This is a genomic window from Streptomyces sp. NPDC048361 (assembly GCF_040651795.1).
Taxonomy (GTDB): Bacteria; Actinomycetota; Actinomycetes; order Streptomycetales; family Streptomycetaceae; genus Streptomyces.
The window spans coordinates 38716-65509 of sequence record NZ_JBEZKW010000046.1 but is presented as its reverse complement, the minus strand read 5'-3'; the positions used below and the strand labels follow the sequence as shown (position 1 = coordinate 65509).

Below are 26794 nucleotides of genomic sequence, written 5' to 3'. Positions count from 1 at the left end.
GGATCACCGGCGACCATCGCGAACACCACATCACGGAGCGCCCCCGCAACAATCCGACACGTACCGCGTTCGGTGCGGTTCGCGCCTTGAGGGCGCTCGTCCTCAATCTCCCCCAAGGCCTCAAGGGCCAGGGGGGACCCCCATGACGGGCTGAGGTGGCCGCGACTGGCCGCCCTGCCAGGCCCTGGCACCCCGCCCGGGGGCAGCCCACATGGGGGCGCGGGGAACTGCGCGAGACGCGAGCACGGTCTGCAGGCGGAGGCGGGGTTGCCGGGGCTCCGGCCCGGGGTCCGTTCGGTTGTGGGGCCGGTCACAAGGTCGGGGTTTCTCCGTGGGCGGGCCCACCTGAGAGAATGCTGAGCATGGCCCTGAATCGTCCGCGCGTGCTCTCCGGAATCCAGCCCACCGCAGGCTCGTTCCACCTCGGCAACTACCTCGGCGCGGTCCGCCAGTGGGTGGCGCTGCAAGAGTCCCACGACGCGTTCTACATGGTCGTGGACCTCCACGCGATCACCGTCCCGCAGGACCCCGCCGAGCTGCGCGCCAACACCCGGCTCGCCGTGGCGCAGCTGCTCGCCGCCGGGGTGGACCCCGAGCGCTGCACCCTGTTCGTGCAGAGCCACGTGCCCGAGCACGCCCAGCTCGCCTGGATCATGAACTGCCTGGCCGGTTTCGGCGAGGCCAGCCGGATGACCCAGTTCAAGGACAAGTCGGCCAAGCAGGGCGCCGGCAACGCCACGGTCGGGCTCTTCACGTACCCGATCCTCCAGGTCGCCGACATCCTCCTGTACCAGGCCAACCAGGTCCCGGTCGGCGAGGACCAGCGCCAGCACATCGAGCTCACCCGTGACCTCGCCGAGCGGTTCAACGGCCGGTTCGGTGACACGTTCACCGTCCCGGATCCATACATCCTCAAGGAGACGGCGAAGATCTACGACCTCCAGGACCCGTCGATCAAGATGAGCAAGTCGGCGTCGACGCCGAAGGGCCTCATCAACCTGCTCGACGAGCCGAAGACCACGGCGAAGAAGGTCAAGAGCGCGGTCACCGACACCGACACGGTGATCAAGTACGACACCGAGAACAAGCCCGGTGTCTCCAACCTCCTCACCATCTACTCGACGCTCACCGGCCGCACGATCGCCGAGCTCGAAGCCGCGTACGAGGGCAAGATGTACGGCGCGCTCAAGACCGACCTCGCCGAGGTGATGGTGGAGTTCGTCACCCCGTTCCGGGAGCGTACGCAGCAGTACCTGGACGATCCCGAGACGCTGGACGCGCTGCTCGCCAAGGGCGCCGAGAAGGCCCGCGCGGTCGCCGCCGAGACGCTGGCCACGGCGTACGACAGGGTCGGCATGTTGCCCGCCAAGCACTGACCGGGGCCGGATCAGGACGGTGTGGCCGGAGCCCGGCCCCCGTCCTCTGGCCAGCGGCCGTCCGGCGCGTCACACTGCACACCATCGACACCACAGCACGGAGGAGAACGACGTGGGGACCGTAACGCTCGGCGTTTCGATCGCGGTCCCGGAGCCCTACGGCAGCCTGCTCCAGGAGCGGCGCGCGGGCTTCGGTGACCCCGCCGCGCACGGCATCCCCACGCACATCACGCTGCTGCCGCCGCACGAGGTCGAGGCGGCGTGTCTGCCGGAGATCGAGGCGCACCTGGCCTCGGTCGCGGCGGCGGGCCGCGTGTTCACGATGCGGCTCGGCGGGACGGGCACGTTCCGCCCGCTCTCCCCGGTCGTCTACGTGCGGGTGGTGGAGGGCGCGGGCGAGTGCGCGTGGCTCCAGCAGCGGGTGCGGGACGAGGCGGGTCCGCTGGTGCGCGAGCTCCAGTTCCCGTACCACCCGCACGTGACGGTCGCGCACGGCATCTCCGACGAGGCGATGGACGTGGCGTACGAGTCCCTCGCCGCCTTCTCGGCATCCTGGACGTGCGACGGCTTCGCCCTCTACGAGCAGGGCGCCGACGGAGTGTGGCGCAAGCTGCGCGACTACCCCTTCGGCATCGGCGCGCTCGGCGTCCCCGCCCAGGGCTCCTGCCTCGACCATCCCTCCCTGCGCTAGCGCCACCCGTACGGATCTGCCGGGCTCACACCGGCAGCCGCCGGAACACCGCGCGCGGTACGTGCCGCAGCGCCGACATCACCACCCGCATCGCCCCCGGCACCCACACCACCTCGGCCCGTCGCCGCAGCCCCGTCTCGATGGCGAGGGCCACCGCCTCGGGCGTCGTGGCGAGCGGCGCCTCGGCGAGCCCGGCCGTCATCTTCGTACGGACGAAACCGGGGCGTACGACCATGACGTGCACCCCGCTGCCGTGCAGCGCGTCGCCGAGACCCTGCGCGAACGCGTCGAGCCCGGCCTTGCTCGATCCGTAGATGAAATTGCTGCGGCGGGCGCGTTCGCCGGCCACCGACGACAGCACGACGAGCGAGCCGTGGCCCTGCGCCTGGAGCGCCTTCGCGCAGACGAGGCCGGCCGCGACCGCGCCGGTGTAGTTGGTCTGCGCGACCCGCACCGCGGCGAGCGGCTCGCCCTCGTCGCGGGACTGGTCGCCGAGCAGCCCGAACGCGAGCAGCACCATGTCGATGTCGCCCTCGGCGAACACCTTGCCGAGCGCGACCTCGTGCGCGGCGGGGTCGAGCGCGTCGAAGGCGATGGTGTGGACGTCCGCGCCGAGTTCGCGCAGACCGGCCGCCGCCGTGTCGAGGGCGGCCGAGGGGCGGCCCGCGAGCCAGACCGTACGGGTGCGGCGGGCCACCAGACGGCGGGCGGTGGCGAGGCCGATCTCGGACGTACCACCGAGCACGAGCAGCGACTGCGGGGTGCCGAACGCGTCCTTCATCAGGGCTCCTAGAGGAGGAAGGGGAGGTGCGGGGGGAACGGGGGGAACGGGGGGAGCGGTGCGGGCTACAGGCCCAGGCGGCGGCTCATGTCCGAGGTGAAGACGGAGCGCGGGTCCAACTCGGCGCGCAATTCCCGGAATTGGGGCAGCATCGGATACATGCGCTCCACCAGCTCCGGGCGCATCCGCGCGTCCTTCGCCAGGTAGACGCGGCCCCCCGCGCCCGCCACGTGTTCGTCGAGGTCGTCGAGGAGGGCGCCGAGGCCCGGCAGGTTCGCGGGGATGTCGAGGGCGAGGGTCCAGCCGGGGAGCGGGAAGGAGAGCCAGCCGGGGTCGGCCTCGCCGAAGCGTTTGAGTACGGCGAGGAACGAGGGGCAGCCGTGGCGCGCGATGCGGCGCACGATGGCGCGCAGGGCCTCCTCCTGGCCGTGTCCGACGACGAACTGGTACTGCACGAAGCCGCCGCGCCCGTACACGCGGTTCCAGTGCGGCACCCCGTCGAGGGGGTGGAAGAACGTCGAGATGCGCTGGAGTTCGCCCGTGCGGTGCTTGGGCGCCTTGCGGTACCAGAGCTCGTTGAACGCGGTGACGGAGGCGCGGCCGAGCAGCCCTTCGGGCAGGAAGGACGGGGCGGCCGGCAGCCGGCGCGGCCGGAAGGCGAGCGGGGTGCGGGCGGCGCGGGGCGGCAGCATGTCGAGCGGCGCGTGTTCGCCCCGGGTCAGCACCGAACGCCCGGTCGCGCCGCCCCGGGCGAGCAGGTCGATCCAGGCCACGGAGTAGCGGTAGCGGTGGTCGCCCGATTCGAGGCGTGTCATCAAGTCGTCGAGGTCCACCGCGCGTTCGGTGTCGACCGCCATCAACGAGGTCTGCACCGGCAGCAGTTGGATGGTGGCCCGCAGGATGACGCCGGTCAGGCCCATGCCGCCCGCCGTCGCGTCGAAGAGGTCGCTGTCCGCGTCGACGGTCCGTACCGTGCCGTCCGCCGTGAGCAGTTCAAGGGAGTGGACGTGGCGGGTGAAGGAGCCCGAGACATGGTGGTTCTTGCCGTGGATGTCGGCGCCGATCGCCCCGCCGACCGTGACGTAGCGGGTGCCGGGGGTCACGGGGACGAACCAGCCGAGCGGCAGCAGCACCTCCATCAGGCGGTGCAGGCTGACGCCCGCGTCGCAGACCACCACGCCGGCCTCGACGTCGACGGTACGGATGCGGTCGAGCCCGGTCATGTCGAGTACCGCGCCGCCCGCGTTCTGCGCGGCGTCCCCGTACGCCCTGCCGAGCCCGCGGGCGATGGTGCCGCGCGCCCCGCACGCCCGTACGGCGTCCGCCGCCTCCTCGTAGCTACGGGGGTGGAGGAGGCGGGCCGTGGTGGGGGAGGTGCGGCCCCAGCCGCTCACGGACGTCGGCGCTCCGGCGGGGGCGGGCTCGGCGTGGGGGGCGGCGCCCGTCGTGGTGGCGGGCGCCGTGTCGGGCCTGGCGTCGGGCGCGGTGCCGGGCGCCGTGTCGGGTGTCGTGTCGGCAGACATGAATGCGACCGTATCGCCTAACTCGTCCCGTTTGCCCCACTCGCGCGGCTCCCTCGCCCGCGTCGTACGACCCGTCCTGGGCGCGTCTCCCATGGGCGTCGCGCGGCTCCCGGCGGGTGGGGCCCGCGCTCCGCCTCCGCGGCACGACCGCCGCCCCGATAATCACTCACCGAAATGGGTGATTACCTGAGTGTCAGTCCCTTTTGTCCCGTATTCCATCCACCGGGCGCAGGAGAGTCGCCGGTGGCCTCGGCCGGTTGGCGGGCCGACGACGTCACGGAAGAGGGGTGGCAGATGCAGAAGCCGTCGTGTACCGACGCCGACGAAAGGCTCCTGGCCGCGCTGCGCGACTGCGGCACCGACCCGCGGGTGGCCACCGCCGCCCGCACCCTGTCCTGGGCCGGTGAACACGGCGCGCTCTGGCTCGCGGCCGGGCTCGCCGGGGCCGCCGTCGACCGGGACCGGCGCGGTGCCTGGCTGCGCGGTGCCGCCCTGGTCGCCGCCGCCCACCTGACCAGCATGGGCGTCAAGCGCCTGGTGCGCAGACCGCGGCCGCAGCTCGCGGCGGCCGAACCCCTGGTGCGTACCGCGGGGCGGCACTCCTTCCCCAGCTCGCACGCCAGCTCCGCGGCCGCGGCCGCCGTCGCCTACGGGGCGCTGCGGCCGGCGGGGGCGCACCTCGTACCGCCGCTCGCCGCCGCCATGTGCGTCTCGCGCCTGGTCGTCGGGGTGCACTACCCGAGCGACATCGCGGCCGGCGCGCTGCTCGGCGGTGTCACCGCGCGGGTCGGCGCGGCCTGGATGCTGGGCCCCCTCGAAGGGGCCCGCCGATGACCGAGCCCGGCGCCGTACTCCTCGACGACCACGGCGCCGCCGCGACCCCGGCGCCCCGGCGGCTGCTCGGGCTGCCCGGCGCCCTGGTGCGCACCGCGCGGCCCCGCCAGTGGGTCAAGAACGTGCTCGTGGTGGCCGCGCCGGCCGCCGCCGGCCGACTGACGCATCCCCGCGACATCACCCAACTCGCCCTGGTCTTCTGCCTGTTCACCGCTGCGGCCTCGGCCGTCTACCTCATCAACGACGCCCGCGACGCCGAGGCCGACCGCGCCCACCCCGACAAGTGCCGCCGCCCCGTCGCCGCCGGGCAGGTGCCGGTCGCCGCCGCCTATGCCGCCGGCGGGATCCTCGCCGTGCTCGCGCCGCTGGCCGCCGCGCTGACCTGCAACGCGATGACGGCCACGCTCCTGTCCGCGTACGTGGTCATGCAACTCGCGTACTGCGTCAAGCTCAAGCACGTCCTCGTCGTCGACCTGGTGGTCATCACCACTGGTTTCCTGATGCGGGCGATGACCGGAGGGGTCGCACTCGGCATCCCGCTCTCCCGCTGGTTCCTCATCACCGCCGGGTTCGGCGCCCTGTTCATGGTCTCGGCCAAGCGGTACTCCGAGGCGCTCCAGATGGAGGGTCTCGGCGCGGCCACGCGCTCGCTCCTCGACGCCTACACCACCGGCTATCTGCGCTTCGTCTGGCAGCTCGCCGCGGGCGTCGCCGTGCTCGCCTACTGCATGTGGGCGCTGGAGGCCGGCGGCGTCGCCAACGGCGCGCTGCTGCCCTGGCGACAGCTGTCGATGGTGCCCTTCATCGGCGCGATCCTGCGGTACGCCGTCTTCGCCGACCGGGGCGGCGCCGGCGCGCCCGAGGACGTCGTCCTGCACGACCGCGCCCTCGCCGTCATCGGCCTCGTCTGGGTCGCCCTGTACGCGCTCGCGGTGACCGACCTGTGAGCATCGCCAAATCCGAGGTGATCGGCTTCGCGCTGGCCGGCGTCTGTGCGTACGCCGCCGACCTCGGGCTCTTCGTGTGGCTGCGCTCGGGCCTGAACTGGGACCCGGTCGCCGCCAAGTCCCTCTCGTTCGTGGCCGGTTGTACAGTCGCCTACCTCGGCAACGCCTTCGGTACCTACCGGGGCCGCCGGGCCGGCCGGCGCGAGTACGCCGTCTTCTTCGCCGTGAACCTCGCGGGCGCCCTGGTCCAGCTCCTGTGCATCGCCGTCACGCACTACGGCCTCGGGCTCACGTCGCCGCGCGCCGACACCCTCTCCGGGGCCGTCCTCGGCATGGCGCTCGCGACCTGTCTGCGCTTCTGGGGGACGAGAACACTGGTCTTCGCCGCGGAGGCGGAAGGATTGCCTCCGGAAGGACACAGCCGCGCGCGAGAGGGTAGTCGTACGTCATGGACTGGCTGAAGAAACTTCCCGTCGTGGGGCCCTGGGTCGCCCGGCTCATGCTGACCCACGCCTGGCGCTCCTACGAGCGGCTCGACCGGGTCTACTGGTCCAGGCTGGCCGCCGCCATCACCTTCATCAGCTTCCTGGCGCTGTTCCCGCTGCTCACCGTCGGCGCCGCCGTCGCGGCCGCGCTGCTCTCCGGCGATCAGGTGCACAAGCTCCAGAACACCCTCGCCGAACAGGTCCCCGGCATCTCCGACCAGCTCGACCTCCAGTCCCTGATCGACAACGCGGGCACCGTCGGCGTGGTGGCCGGCGCCCTGCTGCTGTTCACCGGTATCGGCTGGGTCTCCCAGATGCGCGGCTGTCTACGCGTGGTGTGGGAGGCCGAGGACACCGACGCCGAGGAGAACCCCGTCCTGCGCAAGCTCAAGGACGGCGGCATCCTGCTGGGCCTCGGCGCCGCGGGCCTCGCCTCCTGGGCGGCCTCCTCCATCGGCTCCACCGCGATCGGCTGGACCGCCGACAAGCTCGGCATCGACGAGGGCGGCGCGGGCGGGGTGTTCCTGCGCGTCGCGGCGATCGCCGTCGCCGTTGGCGCGGACTTCCTGCTCCTGCTGTACGTCCTGACCCTGCTGCCCGGCGTGAGCCCGCCGCGCCGCCGCCTGTTCGTGGCCGCGCTGGTCTTCGCGATCGGCTTCGAACTCCTGAAGCTGCTGCTCGGCGGCTATATGAAGGGCGTCGCCGCCAAGAGCATGTACGGGGCGTTCGGGGTGCCCATCGCGCTGCTGTTGTGGATCAACTTCACGGCGAAGCTGCTCCTGTTCTGCGCGGCGTGGACGGCCACCCCGTCCAAGGAGGACGACCCCGGCCTCATCGACGCCCCGGCCACCGCCGACGCCCCGGCCACCGCCGACGCCCCGGCCACCGCCGACCGGCCCGGCTCGACCGGCGACGGGACCGGCTCTACCGCCGCGAAGCCCGGCTCGACCGCCGACGGCCCCGGCTCCAGTGCCGCGAAGCCCCGCCGAGCCGTCGACAAGCCCGGCTCTACCGCCTCCGGAGCGGCCAGCGCCGATTGATCAGGAAGACCGCGCCCGCCACGAGGACCAGCGCGCCGCCGGCGATGCCGAGCGCGGTGCCGGCGCCGGCGCTCTCGCCCTGGGCGGCGGCCGCCTGCCCTGGGCGGTTCTTCGCGCCGGCCTGTGCGTTGCCGGCGCTCGCGCCGGTGCTCGTACCGGGCTTCGCCGTCGCCGTCGCCGACTTGGGCGGGACCAAGTCACCGACCGGGGTGACCTTCCCGCCCGCCGCGAACCCCCAGTCGAGCAGCCGCGCCGCCTCCTTGTAGACGGCCTGGCTCTCGCGTGCTTCCGGGTTCATGACGGTGACCAGGAGCACCTTGCCGTTGCGCTCGGCGACCCCGGTGAAGGTGGCGCCCGCGTTGGTGGTGTTGCCGTTCTTGACGCCCGCGATGCCCTTGTACGGGTTGAGCCCGAAGTCGCCGGTGAGCAGCCGGTTGGTGTTCTGGATCTCGAACATCTCGCGCTTCTTGTCCTTGCTCTCGGCGCCGGGGAACTTCGCGGTCGCCGTCGCGCAGTACTCGCGGAAGTCCTTGTTCTGCAGCCCCGCGCGGGCGAACAGCGTCAGGTCGTACGCGCTGGAGACCTGGCCCGGCATGTCGTAGCCGTCCGGTGAGACGACACGGGTGTCGAGGGCCTGGAGGTCGTCGGCCTTGGCCTGCATGTCCTGAACGGTCTGGGCGACGCCGCCGTTCATCGAGGACAGCACGTGCACGGCGTCGTTGCCCGAGCGCAGGAAGACCCCGAGCCACAGGTCGTGCACCGAGTACGACAGGTTCTCCTTCACGCCGACCAGACTGCTGCCCGCGCCGAGCCCGGCCAGGTCCTTCGCCACCACCAGGTGCTGCTCGTCCCGGGAGAACTTGGGCAGCACGGTGTCGGCGAAGAGCATCTTCAAGGTGGAGGCGGGCGGCAGCCGCCAGTGCGCGTTGTGCGAGGCGAGCACCTTGCCGCTCTCGGCGTCCGCGACGATCCAGGACCGTCCGGTCACCTCCTTGGGAAGCACGGGCGCGCCCGCGCCGAGGCGCACCTGGGTGCCGGCCTCGCCGAGCAGGTCCCCGCCCACCTTCGACATGCCGGTGGGCGGCGCGTCGCTCCGCTGGCCCGGGGCGCCGGGCGTCGGGGATGCGGCGGGCTTGTCGTCCCCGGGCGCCGCCGCGGCGGGCACCGCGGCAAGCGCGGGAAGCACGGCGGCGGCGGCGGCCACGGCTGCGGACCGGGCGAGCCGGCCGGCCCGCTTCGGCGTGCGCGGGCGCGACGCGGGGAGAAGGGGATGCTCGGCGCTCTGGTTCACGTTCACGGGAGACACGTTCGAGAACGTACAGGCTGCGACCGGCGATCCGATCATCGTACGGATGACCCGCCGAGAGCTCCCACCCGGCCGGAGGTGCCCAAGGGTGAACGCCGATACTGGAGCCATGAAACTCAGCCGCCCCCTCTCCTGGTTCCTGCTCGCCTTCGGCGCGTGGAGCTGGGTCATCTGGATCACTTTCGTGAAGAACCTGTGGAAGGACGGCAGTGGTCTCGCCTTCGACGCCGCCGGGGACCCCACCGCCTACTTCTGGATCCATCTCCTGCTCGCCATCACGTCGTTTCTCCTGGGGACGGCGGTGGGCGTGATCGGATTCCGTTCGCTGCGTACGCTGCGCCGTGAACAGGCGGATACGGAGGGTTCCGTCACGCTCGGCTAACGAGTAGCTGTGAGCGAATGGTTGTCTCTTCCACAATGTGAAGGTCGTGTGATTGGGTGAGCTCCATCACGGGCGCAGCGTGCCGACTCCGCGCGTTCGGCAAGGGTGGGGCGTTCCGAGGAGAGCACGGCGATGCGGTCGATCCGTATGCGAATGGTGGCAATAGGCGCGGCGGTGGTGGTCGCGGGCGTAGGGGGCTGGCAGCTGCTGCCGTCCGATCACGAGAAGAAGGACCCCATCACCGTCGGCACCACCGACGTCATCACGTCGCTCGACCCGGCGGGTGCCTACGACGCGGGTTCCTGGGCCGTCTACAACAACGTCTACCAGTCGCTGCTGACCTTCCGCGAAGGCAGTTCGACGCCGGTTCCGGACGCCGCGAAGAGCTGCACCTTCATCGGGCAGAAGCTCCAGACGTACCAGTGCGTGCTCCGCGACGGCATCAGCTTCTCCAGCGGGCGCACGATGACCGCCGAGGACGTGAAGTTCTCGTTCGACCGGATCGTGAAGATCAACTCCGATCTCGGCCCCCTGCCGCTGTTCGCGATGATCGCCTCGGTGAAGGCCGAGGGGAACACGGTCACCTTCAACCTGAAGTCGAAGGACGCCACCTTCCCCTCGAAGCTCGCCACGGGCGCGGGCTCGATCGTCGACAGCACCCAGTACCCGGCGGGCGCACTGCGCAAGGGCGACTCGGTGAGCGGGTCGGGCCCGTACCTGCTCAAGGGGTACACGAAGGACGCCTCGGGGCGTCCGGTCAGCGCCGACCTGGAACCCAACCCCCACTACCAGGGCGCGGTGACCAGGACCGGGCTGCCCATCACGGTGCGCTACTTCGCCGAGGCCGACCAGCTCAACGACGCCTGGCAGGCCAAGCAGGTCGACGTCACCCACCGCGAGATGCCGCCGGCGGTCCTCGCCAAGCTCTCGCCCGGCCCCAGTCTGCGGATCACCACCTCGCCCGGCTACGACATCCGCACGATGAACTTCAACGTCAAGTCGCCGAGCCCGGTCTCCAAGGTCAAGGTCCGTGAGGCCGCCGCCGCGCTCATCGACCGCGGCGCGCTCGTCAACGCCGTCTACAGCGGCACCGTCGACCCCCTGTACTCGGTGATCCCGCAGGGCTTCACCGGCCACAGCACCGCGTTCTTCGACGCCTACCCGCAGCCCGACGCGGTCCGGGCGAAGGCGCTTCTGAAGGGCGAACAGCTCCCGGTCCGCTTCGACATGGCCTACCGCAAGCTCGGCGCGAACGGCGCGGAGGCCGAGGAGATCAAGAAGCAGCTCGAAAAGGACGGCCTCTTCAAGGTCACCCTGATCGCCGAGGCCGACTGGCCGAAGATGCAGCAGAACTACGCCGAGGGCAAGTACGACGCGTACACGGCGGGCTGGCTCGCCGACTTCCCCGACCCCGACAACTTCAGCCAGCCGCTCGTCGGCACCGGCAACAGCCTCCACAACAACTACTCCGACAAGACGGCCGACCAGCTCATCCGCCAGACCCAGGAATACACCGACCGCGGCCGTGCCGCGGACGACTTCAAGGCGCTCCAGGAGAAGGTCGCCGAGGACGTTCCGCTGATCCCGCTGTGGCAGGGCAAGAACTACGTGCTCGGCAGCAAGGACATCAGCGGCTCGCAGTACCTCTCGGACGGCACGGGAGTGTGGCGGCTGTGGGAGCTGGGCTGGATCTGAGCCGGGGCCGCGTGCCGCTGGGGCGGGTCCGCGTGCCGGTGGCGCCGGGTCCGCGTGCCGGTGGCGCCGGCGGGGGCAGGGCCGCGGCGCGTGGCGGCGGCCCGATGGGCCCCCGGGGTGGAAGTGAACCAGCGGGGTTGACCCAAAGGGCTTCTGTCCAAGGGGTCACCGGTTCTGCTCCATTGACCGCGCCCGGACTCACTGCTTCCGTCGAAGGATGCGCCTTTCCCGCCGTACGCTCCTGAGCTCACTCGCCGGATCGGCCCTCGCCCTCGGGGCGGGCACCGGGACCGGGCATGCCGCCGGGGCCCGGGGTCCCGCCGCACCGGATCCCGCCGCGCGGGCGCTGGCCCGGCTGCTGCCCCGCCACACCGGCCAGGTCACCTTCCGTACCCCGGCACGCGCGGCCGGCCCCGACGGCTTCCGCGTCTCGGGCGGGGCCGGCCGGATCCTCGTCGAGGGCACCACCCCGGCCGTCCAACTCACCGGATTCCACTGGTACTTGCGACACGTGGCCAACGCCCACATCTCCTGGGCCGGCGAGCAGACCACCCTGCCCGCCACCCTGCCGGCCGTGCCCGCGCCCATCGAGAGGTCGGCCGGCGTCGCCCATCGCTTCGCCTTCAACGACACCAACGACGGCTACACCGGCCCCTACCACGACTGGACGTACTGGGAGCGCGAGCTCGACGTCCTGGCCCTGCACGGCTACAACGAGGTGCTCGTCTACCTCGGCGCCGACACCGTCTACCACCGCACCTTCCTCCAGCACGGCTACGACGACGCCGAACTGCGCGCCTGGCTCCCCGGGCCCGCGCACCAGCCGTGGTGGCTGCTCCAGAACATGTCCGGCTTCGGTGGCCCGCTCACCCAGCAACTCCTCGACGAGCGGGCCGAGTTGGCCATCCGCGTCGTCACGAGGCTGCGCGAACTCGGCATGAGTCCGGTGCTGCCCGGCTACTTCGGGACCGTCCCGCCGGGCTTCGCAGACCGCGACCCGGACGCCCGCGTGGTGCCACAGGGCGTCTGGGGCGGCTTCCCCCGGCCCGACTGGCTCGACCCCCGCACCGACTCCTTCGCCCGGGTCGCGCAGACGTTCTACGACGTACAGAACGAACTGCTCGGCGCCGCTCCCGCGTACAAGATGGACCTGCTGCACGAGGGCGGCACCCCCGGAGACGTGCCGATCGGCGACGCCGCGCGGGCCGTCGAAACCGCGCTGCGCACCGCGCATCCCGGGGCGTTGTGGACCATCCTGGGCTGGCAGAACAACCCGCACCGCGAGATCGTCGAAGCCGTCGACAAGACCAGGCTGTTCATCGTCGACGGCCTCTCCGACCGCTTCCCCTCCGTCACCGACCGCGAGGCGAGCTGGGAGGGCACGCCGTACGCCTTCGGCTCCATCTGGAACTTCGGCGGCCACACCGCGATGGGCGCCAACACCCCCGACTGGGCTTCCCTGTACGAGAGGTGGCGCACCAAGCCCGACAGTGCGCTCGACGGCATCGCGCTCATGCCGGAGGGCGCGGACAACAACCCGGCCGCGTTCGCCCTCTTCTCCGACCTGCCCTGGACGGACGGACCGCTCGACCTGGCGGAGTGGTTCCGGCAGTGGCCGCGCTACCGGTACGGTGCCGACGACGCGCACGCGGCCAGCGCGTGGGACGTGCTGCGCCGCACCGCGTACGGCACCACGCGCGCCGACTCCTGGAGCGAGGGTGCGGACGGCCTGTTCGGCGCCCGCCCCGACCTGAACGCCCTGTCGGCCGCGTACTTCTCTCCCCACCAACTCCGTTACGACGCAGCCGAGTTCGCAAAAGCGCTGCCTGCCCTCCTGGCCGTGGCGCCGGCCCTGCGCACCTCGACGGCCTACCGCTACGACCTGCTCGACGTGGCCCGCCAGATCCTCTCCAACCGGTCCCGGCTGCTGCTCCCCGGCATCCGCGCCGCCTACGAGGCGAAGGACACGGCACGGTTCGCGCGCCTGACGGGGGAGTGGCTCGACGACATGGCCCTGCTCGAACGGGTCGTCGCCACCGACCGGGGTCATCTCCTGGGCCGGTGGCTCGCCGACGCGCGGTCGTGGGGCGTGACCGCGCAGGAGAAGGACCGCCTGGAGTACGACGCGCTGACGCTGCTCACGGTGTGGGGGCCCCGCGCCGCCGCCGACGACGGGCATCTGCGGGACTACGCCAACCGGGAGTGGTCCGGCCTGGTGGGCGGCCTCTACACGCTCCGCTGGCGCACGTACTTCGACACCCTCACCACCGCGCTCACCACGGGCCGCCCGCCGGCCCCCGTCGACTGGTACGCCCTGGAGGACACCTGGGTGCGCACCCACCCGCCGTTCCCGACGGAGCCCAAGGGGGACATCGTGAAGGTGGCGGGGGAGGTGAGCCGGGCGCTGGGCCTGTGACACCCGCGCGGCCCCCCTCGCGCGGCCCGCCCTCGCGCGTCCCGGCCTCGCGCGGCGTGCCCTCGCTGGGCGCGGTTAGCTCCGCTTGCGGGAGGCCGCCGCCTGGGACATCCCCGGCAGGAAGTCCGTGAACAGCTCGTGCACCTCGTGCACGAGCGGCCGCAGCACCCGGAACCGGGCGAGCGCGATGCCCCGGGTGGTGAGCTTGGCGCCCCGCGCCGCGAGCCGGTAGCTGCGCTCCCGGCCGGGCGAGCGGTCGAAGACCCAGTACAGGACGAGCCCCATCTGCGACAGCCACATCAACTCGGGCAGCACGTCGGCGAGTTCGGCCGGCACCTTGGTCTTCGTGCCGGCGAGCACCTCCCGGTGCACGGAGATCGCGGCCTCGCGCGCGTGCTCCGACTCCGTGGAGAACGGGCTGAGCGGGCTGTCCGGATCCGCCGCGTTCTTGAAGAACTGCGCCGCGAACTCGTGGTACGGCGACGCGATGTCGAGCCAGACCCGCAGCACCCCGGCGAGCCGCGCCTCCAGCTCCGTCTCGGTGTCCAGCACCTCCCGCACCGCGGCGTGGTGCTGGGCGGCGATCCGGTCGTAGAAGCCCTGGATCAGGTGCTCCTTGCCGGCGAAGTAGTAGTACGCGTTACCGACCGAGACCCCGGCCTCCTGGGCGATGGCCCGCATCGTGGTCTTGTCGTACCCCCGCTCCTGGAAGAGCCGCATCGCGGTCTCCAGAATCAGGGTGCGGGTCTGCTCACCCTTGGCGGGGCGAGACCCGGCCACATCCGGGGCCGTCTCTTCAGGAGCGTTCTCTGCTGGCACGGCAAGAGCCTAATCGGCCAGGTGGCGACGGAGACGACAGGGTTGGTTCACATGCTGAGCGAACGGGCGTAGTTGACCTGGCCCATCACCCACGGGAACGTGCCGACGTCGGTGGCCGGAATCATGCCGCGATGAAGGGCAGCATCAGGTCGGTCAGCCCGCGCCCATGGGCGCCGTCTACTGGGGGCGTCACGCGGATCTGCCCCTTGATGATCTCGATGCGGTAGCCGGGGAGCCGCTCCGTGAGCGGGTTGGCCTCGTCGAGCAGCGATGCCTCGCTGTCCTTGGGGTGCTCGGCGGGCGCGCTCCGGTGGGGACGCTCTGCGGGTGCTGCGGACATCACGTGCCTCCCGTAGCTGCTGGTCGAGGCCATCATCGTAGGACGGGCAGGGCCCCCGCCGGGATCACCGCGCGTTCACCCGCACGTGCGAGGGCCCCGCACCCGGAAGCGAAGTTCCGGGTGCGGGGCCCTCGTCAGAGCCGTACAGACGCGTACAGGATCAGAAGCGGCGCGTGATCAGGGCGCGCTTCACTTCCTGGATGGCCTTGGTGACCTCGATGCCGCGGGGGCACGCGTCGGTGCAGTTGAACGTGGTGCGGCAACGCCACACGCCGTCCTTGTCGTTGAGGATCTCCAGGCGCTGCTCGCCCGCCTCGTCACGGCTGTCGAAGATGAAGCGGTGTGCGTTCACGATCGCGGCCGGGCCGAAGTACTGGCCGTCGTTCCAGAAGACCGGGCACGACGACGTGCACGCCGCGCACAGGATGCACTTGGTCGTGTCGTCGAAGCGCTCGCGGTCCTCGGGGGACTGCAGACGCTCACGCGTCGGCTCGTTGCCCTTCGTGATGAGGAAGGGCATCACGTCGCGGTACGCCTGGAAGAACGGCTCCATGTCCACAACCAGGTCCTTCTGGACCGTGAGGCCCTTGATGGCCTCGATGGTGATGGGCTTGGACGGGTTGATGTCCTTGATCAGCGTCTTGCAGGCGAGGCGGTTCTTGCCGTTGATGCGCATGGCGTCGGAACCGCAGATGCCGTGGGCGCAGGAGCGACGGAAGGTCAGCGACCCGTCGATCTCCCACTTGATCTTGTGGAGACCGTCGAGCACACGCTCCTTCGGGTCGATCTCCAGCTCGAAGTCCTCCCACGTCGCTTCCTCGGAGATCTCCGGGTTGAAGCGGCGGATGCGGAAGGTGACGGTGATGTACGGCGAGTCGGCGAAGCCGGGCTCCGGCGCGCCGGCCGTGCCGGGCTTGTCCAGGGTCGGGGTGGCCATCAGTACTTACGCTCCATCGGCTGGTAGCGGGTCTGGACGACGGGCTTGTAGTCGAGGCGGATCGAGTCCTTGCCGCCGTCCGCGACCTCGCGGTACGCCATGGTGTGGCGCATGAAATTGACGTCGTCGCGGTTGGGGTAGTCCTCGCGGTAGTGACCGCCGCGGGACTCCTTGCGCGCCAGGGCGGACACGGCCATGACCTCGGCCAGGTCGAGCAGGTTGCCCAGCTCGATGGCCTCCAGCAGGTCGGTGTTGAACCGCTTGCCCTTGTCCTGCACGGACACGTTCTTGTACCGCTCGCGCAGCTCGGCGATCTTCTCGACCGCCGTCTTGATCGTCTGCTCGGTGCGGAAGACCATGACGTTGGCGTCCATGGTCTCCTGCAGCTCCTTGCGGATGACCGCCACGCGCTCGGTGCCGGTCGCCGACAGCAGGTTCGCGACCTGCGCCTCGACCAGCGCCGCCGGGTTCTCCGGAAGCTCCGCGAACTCCGTGGTGTGGGCGTACTCGGCGGCGGCGATGCCCGCGCGCTTGCCGAACACGTTGATGTCCAGGAGCGAGTTGGTGCCCAGGCGGTTGGCGCCGTGCACGGAGACACAGGCGACCTCGCCGGCCGCGTACAGACCCGGCACGACCGTGGTGTTGTCCGAGAGGACCTCACCCTGGACGTTGGTCGGGATGCCGCCCATGGCGTAGTGCGCGGTGGGCTGGATCGGGATCGGGTCCGTGTACGGCTCGATGCCCAGGTAGGTGCGCGCGAACTCCGTGATGTCCGGGAGCTTGGCGTCGAGCTGCTCCGGCGGGAGGTGCGTCAGGTCGAGGTAGACGTGGTCGCCCTCGGGACCGCAGCCGCGGCCCTCGCGGATCTCCGTGTAGATGGAGCGCGAGACGACGTCACGGGAGGCGAGGTCCTTCATGACCGGCGCGTACTTCTCCATGAAGCGCTCGCCGTCCTTGTTGCGCAGGATGCCGCCCTCACCGCGGGCGCCCTCCGTCAGCAGGATGCCCATGCGCCAGATGCCCGTCGGGTGGAACTGGAAGAACTCCATGTCCTCCAGGGGCAGCCCGCGGCGGTAGCACGCGGCCTGGCCGTCACCGGTCAGGGTGTGCGCGTTGGAGGTCACCTTGAAGAACTTGCCGGTGCCGCCCGAGGCGTACACGACGGACTTGGCCTGGAAGATGTGGATCTCGCCGGTGGCCAGCTCGTAGGCGACGACACCGGCGGACTTCTTGACGCCGTCCTCCTCGACCAGGAGCTGATCGAGGACGTAGAACTCGTTGAAGAACTCCACGCCCTCCTTGATGCAGTTCTGGTAGAGCGTCTGAAGGATCATGTGGCCGGTGCGGTCGCCCGAGTAGCAGGCACGGCGGACCGGGGCCTCGCCGTGGTTGCGGGAGTGACCGCCGAAGCGGCGCTGGTCGATCTCACCCTTGGGCGTACGGCCGAAGGGCAGGCCCATCTTCTCCAGGTCGAGGACCGCGTCGATGGCCTCCTTCGCCAGGATCTCGGCGGCGTCCTGATCGACCAGGTAGTCGCCGCCCTTGATCGTGTCGAAGGTGTGCCACTCCCAGTTGTCCTCCTCCACGTTGGCGAGCGCGGCGGCCATGCCGCCCTGCGCCGCACCGGTGTGGGAGCGGGTGGGGTAGAGCTTGGTCAGCACGGCGGTGCGGCTGCGCTTGGTCGACTCGATGGCCGCGCGCATACCGGCGCCGCCGGCGCCGACGATGACGGTGTCGTACTTGTGGATCTTCATCGTTGAATTCCTCAGTCCCTCAGCCCGTGGCCTAGCGCATGTTCGGGTCGAAGGTGAAGATCACCAGCGTGCCCAGCAGGACGGTGAACACCGTGGCGGTGTAGAGCAGCATCTTCAGCCAGAAGCGGGTGTTGTCCCGCTGCGCGTAGTCGTTGATGACGGTGCGCAGGCCGTTGGCGCCGTGCAGCATGGCCAGCCACAGCATGGCCAGGTCCCAGACCTGCCAGAACGGGGACGCCCAGCGGCCCGCGACGAACGCGAAGCCGATCTTGGAGACGCCGCCGTCGAGGACGAGCTGGATCAGCAGGTGGCCCAGGACCAGGACGACCAGCACGATGCCGGACAGCCGCATGAACATCCAGCCGTACAGCTCGAAGTTGGTGCGGGTCGACTTGGGGGTCTTCCTGGTGCGCTGGCGCGGGGCCTCGATGAGCGGGGCCGGGTGATCGGTGTCGTACAGGCTCGCGCCCTCGACTTCCCCGATCGCGGCAGCGGAAGAGGTTTCGGCAGACATCTCAGTCCTCAGCTCCCGAACAGTACGCGAGCGGCGTGCCCGAGCACCGGGTAGATCGCCATGACCATCAACACGACCCAGACGCCGACCACGGTCCAGAGCATCTGCTTCTGGTAGCGCGGGCCCTTGGCCCAGAAGTCGACGGCGATGATGCGCAGGCCGTTGAGCGCGTGGAACAGGATCGCGGCGACGAGGCCGTATTCCAGACACGCAACGATGGGCGTCTTGTAGGTGGCCACGACCTTGTCGTACGCCTCGGGGGAGACACGCACGAGAGCGGTGTCGAGGACGTGGACGAACAGGAAGAAGAAAATGAGGACGCCGGTGACTCGATGAGCCACCCAGGACCACATTCCTTCCCGGCCGCGGTACAGCGTTCCAGCCGGCACGGAAGAACCCTCCGGGAGCGGTGTGAAGGGCCGGCCGGCTTCAGTGTCGGTCTGACCCGGCCGGGTACGGTCCACCGGCCCCGGTCATCGTAGCGACGAGTTGTCGGTTCCCTCGCGCCGGGTCCATAGGTGTGATCAAACAGGCAATCAAACAGGCTCGTACGGCCTAGAGGACACGGGATGCGGCGGTCCACGCGCCGGGTTCGGGGTGGCTTGCCACGAGATGGGCGAGCCGGGCCCGGGCGAGGCGGCGCAGCTCGTCGGCGGCGATCGAGCGCTCATCGTCCCGCTCGTTGTTCATCCGTACGCGGATCCCGGTCAGTACCCGGTCGAGGTGCTCGGCCGGGTCGACGCCGTCGAGGCAGATCACGAAGGCGTGCCGGAAACGGCTCTCGTACGCGGCGTGTGCCGCCGAGAGCGCCGTGTGCGCGGCCTGCGGGGCGCTCTCGTGCAGGCCGGGCGAGGCCTCGTCGGCCAGCGCCTCGTCGAGGTCGGCGGCGCTCAGGTCGTAGCTCGCCTCGTCGGCCGCGGCGAGCAGGGAGCCGAGATCCGGGTAGGGGCGGTGGGCGGCGATCCGCAGGGCCCAGCGGCGGCTGGCGCAGCAGGCGAGCAGGGCGGCCTCGGCGGCGCCGGCCGACGCGTGGTTGAACCGGTCGAGCCCGCCGAGGCGTGGCGGGGCAGCCGGAACGGATGTGCCCCGTACCTGATTCGGTATGGCCGCTCGCCCCTGGGCACGAGGAGTGTGATGGAGTGTCGGCGGTCGCTTCCGGGGGCCGGTGTGGGCTTCGCTGGACAGCGTGGGCTCCTCGAAACACCGCGCGGGACGGTGCAGTGCGGGACGGACGGGCTCGGAGCACGGAGACTGGAGGGGACAGGGAGGTGGGAGTGCCGCCACGCTATCGACGTGGAGCGGGAGGCGCCCGGGGGTTGAGCGAAAGTTCACCCGGACGTGAGCACATAGTCACGCGTGGTAGACGGTCTCCCGGGCATTTCGGCGCCCGGTCGCGGGGCCGCCCGGCGAGTCCCCCCGGTCCTTCGGTGCCTGGTCGCGGGGCCGCCCGGCCGACAGGCGGGGGAGTCGGCTTGGCCCTTACCCTTGGGCGACGGGAGGTTTCTGAGTGATGTCGCGTTTCAGGATGTCACGGGCCCGGACGCCGCGGTCCGGCGATCCGAAGGGGTCGTCTTCGCCGGCGTCCGAGGCGCGCGCCTCTCAGTCACGCCCGTGGGCACGACCCTCGGCACGGTCCTGGGTGCGGTCCTGGGCACAGTCCTGGGAGCGGTTCTGGGCGGGGTCCTGGGCAGCGTCCTGGGAACGGCCCGCCTGGCTGCACCGGCCGCGCGGCCCGCGCGCCCTGATGCTGAGGGTGGGCCTCGCCTGCCTCTCGGTGCTCGCGCTGATCATCGCGGTCTGGCCGGACGACGACACGCACGGCGGCCACGGCGGCCCGGTCGACAGCAGGCGCGCCTCGTCGGCGCTGCCCGCCCCGTCGCCGATCTACCCGATCTCCTCGCCGCCCCGCACGATCCCCTCCGTACGGGAACACCACGCAGCCCGCGGGCCCGGGTTCCGGCCGGTCGGCTCGACCCGGGTGATCGTGGCCACCGGCAGCGAGAGCCTCGCCGACGAGGGGAAGCTGTTCGCGCAGGAGCTGGGCGTCGGCTACACCACCGGCGCGAAGCCGGGCGCGGGCGACATCGAGCTGGCGCTGAACCGGCCTGCCGCCGGGCAGAAGCCCGTACCCGAGTCGTACACCCTGAGCACCGCCGACCGCCGGGTGCGGATCACCGGGGACGACGACGCCGGGGTGTTCTACGGCACCCGCACCCTCAAGCAGGCGCTCAAGGGCGGCGGGGTGATGCCCGAGGGCGTCGTCAAGGACCGGCCCGACAAGCCGCAGCGGGGGCTCAACCTCGACATCGCGCGCAAGCCGTACACCGAGACCTGGATCGAAGCCCAGCTGCGGCAGATGGCCGACCTGAAAATGAACCAGCTCGGGCTGCACTTCTCCGACGACCAGGCCTTCCGCGTCGAGTCGCAGAGCCACCCCGAGATCGTCTCGCGCGACCACCTCAGCAAGCGCGACGTCCAGCGGATCGTGGCGCTCGCCACCAAGCTGCACATCACGGTGGTTCCCGAGATCGACTCGCCGGGCCACCTCGGCGCGGTGATCGCCGCCCACCCCGACCTCCAACTGCGCGACAAGGACGGCAAGGCGGTCAAGGGCGCCATCGACATCGCCAACCCCGACTCCGCGCGCATCGTCGACGACCTGCTGCGCGAGTACGCCGATCTCTTCCCCGGGGCGTACTGGCACCTGGGCGGTGACGAGTACCAGGCACTCGTGGTGAAGGCGCCGGCCACCCCCGAATCCACCTATCCGGGTCTCGCGGCCGCCGCCCGGGCCAAGTACGGCTCCAAGGGCAGCATCAAGGACCTGGCCACCGGGTGGCTCAACGACCGCGCCGAGACGGTCGATTCGGCGAGCGCAGGCCGCACCCTGAAGGCGTGGAACGACGGTTTCTTCGCCGGCGGCGAGGTCTCCGCCGACCAGGGCCGCGAGGTCGAGTACTGGACGGGCAAGGAGATCGGCGCCCGTCCGCCCGAGGAGTACCTCGCCGAGGGCCGCCCGGTGGTCAACCTCAACGACGAGTACCTCTACTACGTGCTGGGCGAGCCGAACACCTTCAAGTACCCGACGGGCAAGCGGATCTACGAGGAGTGGACACCGCTGGTGCTGCGCGGGACCAAGCCGGTGGACGCCAAGTACGCGGGCCAGATCCTGGGCGGCCGCTTCGCGGTCTGGGGCGACATCCCCAGCGCCCAGACCGAGGAACAGGTGGCCCGTGGCATCCGCATGCCGCTGCGCGCGACGGCCCAGAAACTGTGGGACGCGCGCACGCCGGCGATGGCCTGGGAGGAATTCAAGTCCCTGGCGGACCGGCTGGGGTGAACTCAGCCGGCCCGTGCCGGGGGTGAACGCGGAGGAGCCCTGCTCGGCCCCCGGCGATCGCGCAGCACTTCCCATCGTATTGCCTGCTCAGCGCAGGTGAGTTCGGAGGACGACCGGGGCCGCCACCCTGGCCCGATCGGGCCTTGGATGGGCACTGACCAGGCGTTTTGTCGCCCAGTTGCAGGTTCTCGCCTACCGTCTGGACCGGCCCTCATTCGGGTGTTTCTGACTGTTCCTGACTGCTGTTGGTCACACGTTGGTCATGCGGCCAAACATCGGATCGGCCTCTGCGGGCTGTCGCGCTGGAAGTTGTCCTCCCGCCGGTGGGGCGGGTGGCTGATCTTTAAGGTCCGGATGTCGCAGCCCGGTGCATGAAGTCCAGTACGACGTTTTCTGTCGAAGTAGACTTAGACGAATTTCGTCGCAGCCGATGTGTGGGAGGGCGAGTGAAGACAGGTCTGCCAGCCAAGCCGGGTGATGTGATCGACCGGGACCGGGAGTGGCATCTGCTCGCGGAGTTCCTCACTGACCCAGATCCGGCGATGCGGCTAGGCATCGTGTCGGGGCGGCGGCGGCACGGGAAGTCGTACCTCCTACAGGCTCTGTCCGAGCAGGTCGGCGGCCTGTACGTGACAGCGGTCCGGGAGGAGGGGCGGCTGCCCGCGATCCAACGGTTCAGCGACGCGGTCGCCGCCCATGCCGGCCTGCGGCCAGGAAGTCTGCGACTGACCGACTGGCGTGATGTGTTGTCCAACGCCCTTGATGTGACGGCTCGTTCGGCCCGCCCGCTACTGGTGATCGACGAGCTGCCGTATCTGCTCCAGCACTCGCCTGAGATCCCGGGGCTGCTACAGCAGCTCTACGACGAACGTCAGCGGGGTGCCCGTCCCGGTGCCGGGCCGGGCCCGCGGCTGATCCTCTGCGGCTCCGCGATGAGTGTCATGCACGAATTGCTCTCGGGGACCAAGCCGCTGCGGGGGCGTGCGGTGGTCGATCTACGCCTGGGTGCCTTCGACTACCGGGACAGTCGGACCTTCTGGCAGATCGCCGACCCGCTGACCGCGCTGAAGGTCCACGCGGTCCTGGGCGGAGCCCCGGGCTACCGACCGGTGGCTGCCCGGCCGCACCCGGACGACGGCTTCGACACCTGGCTCACCAGGACGTTGCTCGACCCGGGGCGGGCGGTGTACTCGCGTACCGAGACCGGGTACCTGCTGCGCGAGGACCCGAGGATCACGCAGCACACGCTCTACTACGACATCCTCACCGCGATCGCGAATGGCGCCACCACCCCCAGCAAGATCGGTGCTGCCCTGGAGCGCCCACGCAACGCCGTCGCCCACCCCCTCGGAGTGCTGGAATCCACCGGTTACATCCGACGGGAACAGGACATCCTCCGCTCCCGGCACCCCGTCATCACGCTCGCTGACCCCGTTATCCGCTTCAACCAACTCATCACCCTCCCGCAGGCCGCCGCCGTGGATCAGGGTTTCGCCGAGCAGGTGTGGCAGCAGGCCGCTCCGACCTTCAACTCCAAGATCCTCGGACCCCACTTCGAGGACTTGGCTCGCGACTTCACCCGCCGCTACGCCCACACACTGCTGCCCGGTGGACTGCCTGGCCCGGTAGGCACCACCGAGGTCGCCGACCAGGCCGCCCGGACCAAGCATGAGGTCGATGTCATCGCCCTGGCCGCAGGCGAGCGCCCGCAGGCTCCCCGCGCGAGGATCGCGCTGCTGGGCGAGGCCAAGGCGACCGCCGCCCGGCGTGGAATCGGTGATCTCGAGCGCTTGGAGCGCATTCGTGCCCTGCTTGCTGATCAGGGGTACGACACCGCCGCCACCACTCTGGCCCTGTATTCACTGCACGGCTTCTATCCCGATCTGGTCGACCTGGCAGACCGGCGCGACGACCTCCTTCTGGTCGATCTGCCTACCCTTTACGGCGGCTGACGCCGACAGCCAGCGCTCCTGTCGAAGTTCGCCGAGCCACGGGGGGAACGGCGAAATGTGCGACGGTTGTCGGAGCGCCTGTACCTCTATCAGGATAGGTACGGCGAGGCGCGATGGGCGGTCGAGCGGGCGATCCGTATCGCACGCGACCACCGGGTCCCGATCAACCTGCGGCGGTCGCTCACCGTACTGGCCTCACGCATGTGCAGGGCCTCAGAACCCCATCTGGACGGTTCAGTGCCAGGATCACACGAGACGCCTGGCCGGTTGGTCACGCGTTGGCCACGTTGGTCACCGCTGCCGCGCATCGTCCCAGGTCGGATGGGATAAAACGGGAGGACGACCGGGGCCGCCACCCCCCACAGGAGAGGCCCCGGCCGTCTTCCGGCGGGGTCGTTGTGGCGACCCCGTACTCCTTTCAGCGCCGAGCGTGCGTTTTCTGTCACACCGCGCTGTGTCAGGAGGTAGTTGCAGGTTGTACAAGGCGTGGACTTATGGGGCGCCGAGGCCGTAGCGTGCAGATTCGCCTACGGAGATGCGACCGTGATGACCAGCGGGGACATCGAGACAGTCAGTCAAGACAGGGTGCAGGGATTGCTGGGGGACGACGCGGAGCTGACCGCCGCGGTGCTCAGGGCGCAGGACGGGGACGAGGACGCCTTCCGTGCCGTCTACCGCGCCGTGCACCCGCGCCTGCTCGGTTACATCCGCACGCTGGTCGGCGAACCCGACACCGAGGACGTGGCCTCCGAGGCCTGGCTCCAGATTGCCCGCGACCTCGAACGCTTCACGGGTGACGCCGACCGTTTCCGCGGCTGGGCCGCCCGCATCGCCCGCAACCGGGCCCTCGACCACATCCGGATGCGTGGCCGCAGGCCCGCCGTCGGCGGCGACGAGAGCGAGCTGGCCGCACGCCCCGCCGAGTCGGACACCGCCGACGAGGCGCTGGAGGCGCTCGGCACCGGACGTACGATGGCGCTCATCGCCCAGCTCCCGCAGGACCAGGCCGAGGCCGTGGTGTTGCGCGTGGTGGTCGGCCTCGACGCGAAGAGCGCGGCGCAGACCCTGGGCAAACGGCCCGGCGCGGTGCGGACCGCCGCGCACCGGGGCCTGAAGCGGCTTGCTGAACTGCTCGGCGCGGACGGCCCGGCGGGGGAGGAAGCCCAGGATGCGGAGGAGCTGGGTGCCGTGCCGTCGCAGCGTGCGCCGGAACGCGGTGTGACGCAATCGCGCGCCCGGACGCAGAAGGACATGTGATGGCTGACGAGCGGCACGAGTGGCTTGACGGGGATGCCGCCGAGCGACTGCTGCGCGGCGACCAGGTCGAGTCCGGCGACGAGCGGGCCCGCGCCGAAGCCGCCGAACTCGCGGCCCTGCTGCGCTCCCTCGGCGCCACCGAGCCCGCCACCACCGAACTGCCCGGCGAAGCCGCCGCCCTCGCCGCCTTCCGCACGGCCCGCCCCGCGAACGCCGCCGACGCCGAAGGCCTCGGTGTCGTCAAGGTCGGACGGGTGGCGCGGCCGGCCGACGCACCCCGGCGCAGGCGCTTCGCGCCCGTACGCCTCGGCCTCGCCGCGGCGCTGGCCTGCTGTGCGCTCGGCGGGGTCGCCGTCGCCGCGGGCACCGGCGTGCTGCCGGGCCCCTTCGCCTTCGACGAGCAGGACCCCACGCCCGCGTCGACGGTGTCCGCCGACGTGACCCCGGGGCCCGTCGACACCTCACCCTCGCGCTCTTCGTCGCCCGGCTCCTCCACCCCGACCCCGGACGCCCGGCACGGGCCGTCCACGGCTCCGGGCACGCCCGGCGGGGATCCCTCGACGGCGGCCACCCCCGGCGGTCCGAGCGCGGGCGCCGGCCCCGGGGACGGCACCGAGCCGGGCGGCCCGCCGACCGGGGACGAGGCCGCCGGCAAGCAGCAGTGGCTCGCCAAGACGGCCGACGACTGCCGCGACTACCGCTCGGGCCGGCTCGACCAGAACAAGCGCCGCACCCTGGAGGCGGCCGCGCACGGCCCGGCCGCGGTGAAGGCGTTCTGCGATCTGCTGCTCGACGGCAAGGGCGGCAAGGGCGGCGACAAGGGCGGGAAGCCCGGCGGCTCGGACGGCGGTGGCGGTTCGGGCGATTCGGGCGGATCCGGCAAGGGGAAGGGCGCCGGTCCCGGGAACAAGACCGGCGGTGGTGGGGGCGGCAAGCAGACCTCCGTCAGCAGGTCCGGCGGACTCCTCGGCCGGCTCGCGCCCGCCGCCCCCGCCGTGCCCGGCACGCCCGCGCACCACTGAACACACCCGGTGGAGCGCCCCCGTTCACGCGGCGGAAGCGCTGCTCAAAACCGGGAGTAACGTTTTTTGCGGCGGCGGCGCAGTACTGAGTGAGCCGACTGGTCATCGGCGGCGCAGATGAGCCGGGGTTCCCCCCGTACCCACGGCTCCGCGCGAATGGCGCGGGCGGGACACGTTCCCCCGGTCCCGCCCGCGCCCCCTCACCGACCGGCCAGGGAGCACGGTCCCGCCCGCGGCCCCCTCACCGACCGGCCAGGGAGCACGGTCCCGCCCGCGCCCCCCTCACCGACCGGCCAGGGAGCATCCGCTCACCAGTAGACGACGACCTTGTCGCCGTTGCGCACCTGGTCGAAGAGGGCCGCGATCTTCGCCTTGTCCCGGACGTTGACGCACCCGTGCGACGCGCCGTTGTAGCCGCGGGCCGCGAAGTCCGACGAGTAGTGCACCGCCTGGCCGCCGCTGAAGAACATCGCGTACGGCATGGCCGTGTGGTAGATCGTCGAGACGTGGTTGCGGCTCTTCTCGAAGACCTTGAAGACGCCCTCGCGGGTCGGCGTGTACTGCGAGCCGAAGCGCACGTCCATCGTGGACTGCACCTTGCCGTCGACGACCCAGGACAGCGAGCGGCTCGTCTTGCTGATGCACATCGCACGGCCGGTCATACAGCGCGGGTCGAGCTTGGCGGCCGGCTTGTTGACGGCCCTGCCCGCCAGTTCCTGCGCCGTGGGCTTGGTGGTCATGCCGAGCAGCCGGTCCCAGGTGACGCTGTCGGTCTTCCCCGTCGCGGGAAGCCCGCGCTTGCCCTGGAAGCCCTTCACCGCGGCGGTCGTCGCGGCGCCGTACGTACCCGTCGGGGTGTCGTCGAACCAGCCGATCTGGGCGAGCCTGGCCTGGAGCTCCTTGACCTGGGCGCCCTTGGAGCCGTTCGCCATCAACACCTTGGGCGCGGGCTTGGCCGCGGGCTTCGCGGCGGTGGCGGCCGACGCGCTGGGCGCGGCCGCGGGCTTGTCGTCGGTGGAGGCCGACGCGGAGGGGGAGTGCGAGGCGGACGCGAAGGCCGCGGGGGCCGAGGGCGATCCGGGGGCAGCCGGAGCGCCCGATGCGGGCTTGACGGTCTGTGGGCCGCAGCCGACGGCGGCCACCGCGACGACGGCGGTGGCGGCGAGGGTTTTGGCTATGACGGTGGTGTGGTGGTTCCGGCGCATCGGTCGCCCCCCTGATTCTCTGTGTCCCCAGAGACAGATTCCCGCGCCGGACGGTTGCAAAAGCGGGCGATCGCATCGCGAAAGTTGTGAGCAAGCTCCCAGCGTGCGCCTGTCCACCCTGGGCGCGCCCGCCGCTACAGTCCGTCGCGAGGGTGTGGGTACCAGTGAGTAATAAAGC

The 26794-nt window shown here is 71.0% G+C and carries 24 protein-coding genes; 13 read left to right on the top strand and 11 right to left on the bottom strand.

Annotated features, from left to right (window positions below; all coding sequences use genetic code 11):
• Positions 1 to 362 precede the first annotated feature (362 nt).
• Both trpS and AB0D31_RS24720 read left to right on the top strand, forming a co-directional pair.
• On the top strand, positions 363 to 1376 hold the full coding sequence (trpS, locus tag AB0D31_RS24725) for a tryptophan--tRNA ligase (protein ID WP_362726995.1): 1014 nt from the start codon (positions 363 to 365) through the stop codon (positions 1374 to 1376).
• A gap of 112 nt (positions 1377 to 1488) precedes the next feature.
• The gene (locus AB0D31_RS24720; RefSeq protein WP_362726993.1) at positions 1489 to 2067 is read left to right on the top strand and encodes a 2'-5' RNA ligase family protein; all 579 of its coding nucleotides are present in this window, start codon (positions 1489 to 1491) and stop codon (positions 2065 to 2067) included.
• A 25-nt stretch (positions 2068 to 2092) separates the two neighbouring features.
• On the opposite strand, the gene AB0D31_RS24715 is transcribed toward AB0D31_RS24720, so the two are convergent.
• Together AB0D31_RS24715 and AB0D31_RS24710 are read right to left on the bottom strand one after the other, a co-directional pair.
• Positions 2093 to 2848 carry a decaprenylphospho-beta-D-erythro-pentofuranosid-2-ulose 2-reductase gene (locus tag AB0D31_RS24715; protein WP_362726990.1) on the bottom strand — a complete coding sequence of 252 codons (756 nt, stop codon included), beginning with the start codon at positions 2846 to 2848 and terminating at the stop codon, positions 2093 to 2095.
• A 65-nt stretch (positions 2849 to 2913) separates the two neighbouring features.
• Entirely contained in the window at positions 2914 to 4371 is a 1458-nt protein-coding gene (locus tag AB0D31_RS24710) for an FAD-binding oxidoreductase (RefSeq protein WP_362726988.1), read from the bottom strand.
• Positions 4372 to 4665: 294 nt separating this feature from the next.
• Here AB0D31_RS24710 and AB0D31_RS24705 point away from each other — a divergent pair, with 294 nt between their 5' ends.
• From AB0D31_RS24705 to AB0D31_RS24690, 4 genes are read left to right on the top strand one after another with little or no spacing between them, the layout of a single operon-like run.
• A complete protein-coding gene (locus AB0D31_RS24705; protein ID WP_362727013.1) occupies positions 4666 to 5205 on the top strand; it encodes a phosphatase PAP2 family protein in 540 nt (179 codons plus the stop codon).
• Positions 5202 to 6152, top strand: a complete 951-nt coding sequence (locus AB0D31_RS24700) for a decaprenyl-phosphate phosphoribosyltransferase (protein WP_362726985.1) — start codon at positions 5202 to 5204, stop codon at positions 6150 to 6152. The genes AB0D31_RS24705 and AB0D31_RS24700 overlap by 4 nt, the downstream gene beginning before the upstream one ends.
• Entirely contained in the window at positions 6149 to 6613 is a 465-nt protein-coding gene (locus tag AB0D31_RS24695; protein WP_362726982.1) for a GtrA family protein, read from the top strand. The genes AB0D31_RS24700 and AB0D31_RS24695 overlap by 4 nt, the downstream gene beginning before the upstream one ends.
• Positions 6601 to 7677: a YihY/virulence factor BrkB family protein gene (locus AB0D31_RS24690; RefSeq protein ID WP_362726979.1), complete on the top strand. Its 1077-nt coding sequence runs from the start codon at positions 6601 to 6603 to the stop codon at positions 7675 to 7677. The genes AB0D31_RS24695 and AB0D31_RS24690 overlap by 13 nt, the downstream gene beginning before the upstream one ends.
• On the opposite strand, the gene AB0D31_RS24685 is transcribed toward AB0D31_RS24690, so the two are convergent.
• Entirely contained in the window at positions 7646 to 9094 is a 1449-nt protein-coding gene (locus AB0D31_RS24685) for a D-alanyl-D-alanine carboxypeptidase (RefSeq protein WP_362726977.1), read from the bottom strand. The two genes, AB0D31_RS24690 and AB0D31_RS24685, sit on opposite strands and share 32 nt — an antisense overlap.
• Between AB0D31_RS24685 and AB0D31_RS24680 the strand changes: the two genes are divergently transcribed.
• The 3 genes from AB0D31_RS24680 (at position 9093) to AB0D31_RS24670 (ending at position 13476) form a co-directional block, all read left to right on the top strand.
• Positions 9093 to 9365, top strand: coding sequence for a hypothetical protein (locus AB0D31_RS24680; protein WP_362726974.1), 273 nt, complete (start codon positions 9093 to 9095; stop codon positions 9363 to 9365). The genes AB0D31_RS24685 and AB0D31_RS24680 overlap by 2 nt on opposite strands.
• Positions 9366 to 9497: 132 nt before the next feature.
• Complete coding sequence (locus AB0D31_RS24675; RefSeq protein ID WP_362726972.1) at positions 9498 to 11060, top strand: ABC transporter substrate-binding protein; 1563 nt, start codon at positions 9498 to 9500, stop codon at positions 11058 to 11060.
• 217 nt (positions 11061 to 11277) lie between these two features.
• The gene (locus AB0D31_RS24670) at positions 11278 to 13476 is read left to right on the top strand and encodes an alpha-N-acetylglucosaminidase (protein ID WP_362726970.1); all 2199 of its coding nucleotides are present in this window, start codon (positions 11278 to 11280) and stop codon (positions 13474 to 13476) included.
• Between the two features lie 75 nt (positions 13477 to 13551).
• On the opposite strand, the gene AB0D31_RS24665 is transcribed toward AB0D31_RS24670, so the two are convergent.
• From AB0D31_RS24665 to AB0D31_RS24635, 7 genes are all read right to left on the bottom strand, one after another.
• The gene (locus tag AB0D31_RS24665; protein WP_362726967.1) at positions 13552 to 14295 is read right to left on the bottom strand and encodes a TetR family transcriptional regulator; all 744 of its coding nucleotides are present in this window, start codon (positions 14293 to 14295) and stop codon (positions 13552 to 13554) included.
• 121 nt (positions 14296 to 14416) lie between these two features.
• On the bottom strand, positions 14417 to 14635 hold the full coding sequence (locus AB0D31_RS24660) for a hypothetical protein (RefSeq protein WP_362726964.1): 219 nt from the start codon (positions 14633 to 14635) through the stop codon (positions 14417 to 14419).
• A gap of 160 nt (positions 14636 to 14795) precedes the next feature.
• Positions 14796 to 15572: a succinate dehydrogenase iron-sulfur subunit gene (locus AB0D31_RS24655; protein WP_362726961.1), complete on the bottom strand. Its 777-nt coding sequence runs from the start codon at positions 15570 to 15572 to the stop codon at positions 14796 to 14798.
• Entirely contained in the window at positions 15572 to 17326 is a 1755-nt protein-coding gene (gene sdhA, locus AB0D31_RS24650; protein WP_362726958.1) for a succinate dehydrogenase flavoprotein subunit, read from the bottom strand. The genes AB0D31_RS24655 and sdhA overlap by 1 nt, the downstream gene beginning before the upstream one ends.
• Before the next feature lie 31 nt (positions 17327 to 17357).
• A complete protein-coding gene (locus tag AB0D31_RS24645; protein WP_362726955.1) occupies positions 17358 to 17840 on the bottom strand; it encodes a succinate dehydrogenase hydrophobic membrane anchor subunit in 483 nt (160 codons plus the stop codon).
• An 8-nt stretch (positions 17841 to 17848) separates the two neighbouring features.
• The gene (sdhC, locus tag AB0D31_RS24640) at positions 17849 to 18229 is read right to left on the bottom strand and encodes a succinate dehydrogenase, cytochrome b556 subunit (protein WP_362726953.1); all 381 of its coding nucleotides are present in this window, start codon (positions 18227 to 18229) and stop codon (positions 17849 to 17851) included.
• Between the two features lie 166 nt (positions 18230 to 18395).
• Positions 18396 to 19124 carry a 2-oxo-4-hydroxy-4-carboxy-5-ureidoimidazoline decarboxylase gene (locus AB0D31_RS24635; protein WP_362726950.1) on the bottom strand — a complete coding sequence of 243 codons (729 nt, stop codon included), beginning with the start codon at positions 19122 to 19124 and terminating at the stop codon, positions 18396 to 18398.
• Positions 19125 to 19584: 460 nt separating this feature from the next.
• Between AB0D31_RS24635 and AB0D31_RS24630 the strand changes: the two genes are divergently transcribed.
• From AB0D31_RS24630 to AB0D31_RS24615, 4 genes are all read left to right on the top strand, one after another.
• Complete coding sequence (locus tag AB0D31_RS24630) at positions 19585 to 21180, top strand: glycoside hydrolase family 20 protein (RefSeq protein ID WP_362727011.1); 1596 nt, start codon at positions 19585 to 19587, stop codon at positions 21178 to 21180.
• A 446-nt stretch (positions 21181 to 21626) separates the two neighbouring features.
• Complete coding sequence (locus AB0D31_RS24625; protein WP_362726947.1) at positions 21627 to 23132, top strand: ATP-binding protein; 1506 nt, start codon at positions 21627 to 21629, stop codon at positions 23130 to 23132.
• 594 nt (positions 23133 to 23726) lie between these two features.
• The gene (locus AB0D31_RS24620) at positions 23727 to 24389 is read left to right on the top strand and encodes an RNA polymerase sigma factor (protein ID WP_362727009.1); all 663 of its coding nucleotides are present in this window, start codon (positions 23727 to 23729) and stop codon (positions 24387 to 24389) included.
• Positions 24389 to 25411: a hypothetical protein gene (locus tag AB0D31_RS24615; RefSeq protein WP_362726944.1), complete on the top strand. Its 1023-nt coding sequence runs from the start codon at positions 24389 to 24391 to the stop codon at positions 25409 to 25411. Before AB0D31_RS24620 ends, AB0D31_RS24615 begins: the two co-directional genes overlap by 1 nt.
• A gap of 308 nt (positions 25412 to 25719) precedes the next feature.
• Here AB0D31_RS24615 and AB0D31_RS24610 read toward each other — a convergent pair whose 3' ends face one another.
• Positions 25720 to 26616, bottom strand: a complete 897-nt coding sequence (locus tag AB0D31_RS24610) for a L,D-transpeptidase family protein (protein ID WP_362726942.1) — start codon at positions 26614 to 26616, stop codon at positions 25720 to 25722.
• Between the last annotated feature and the right edge of the window lie 178 nt (positions 26617 to 26794).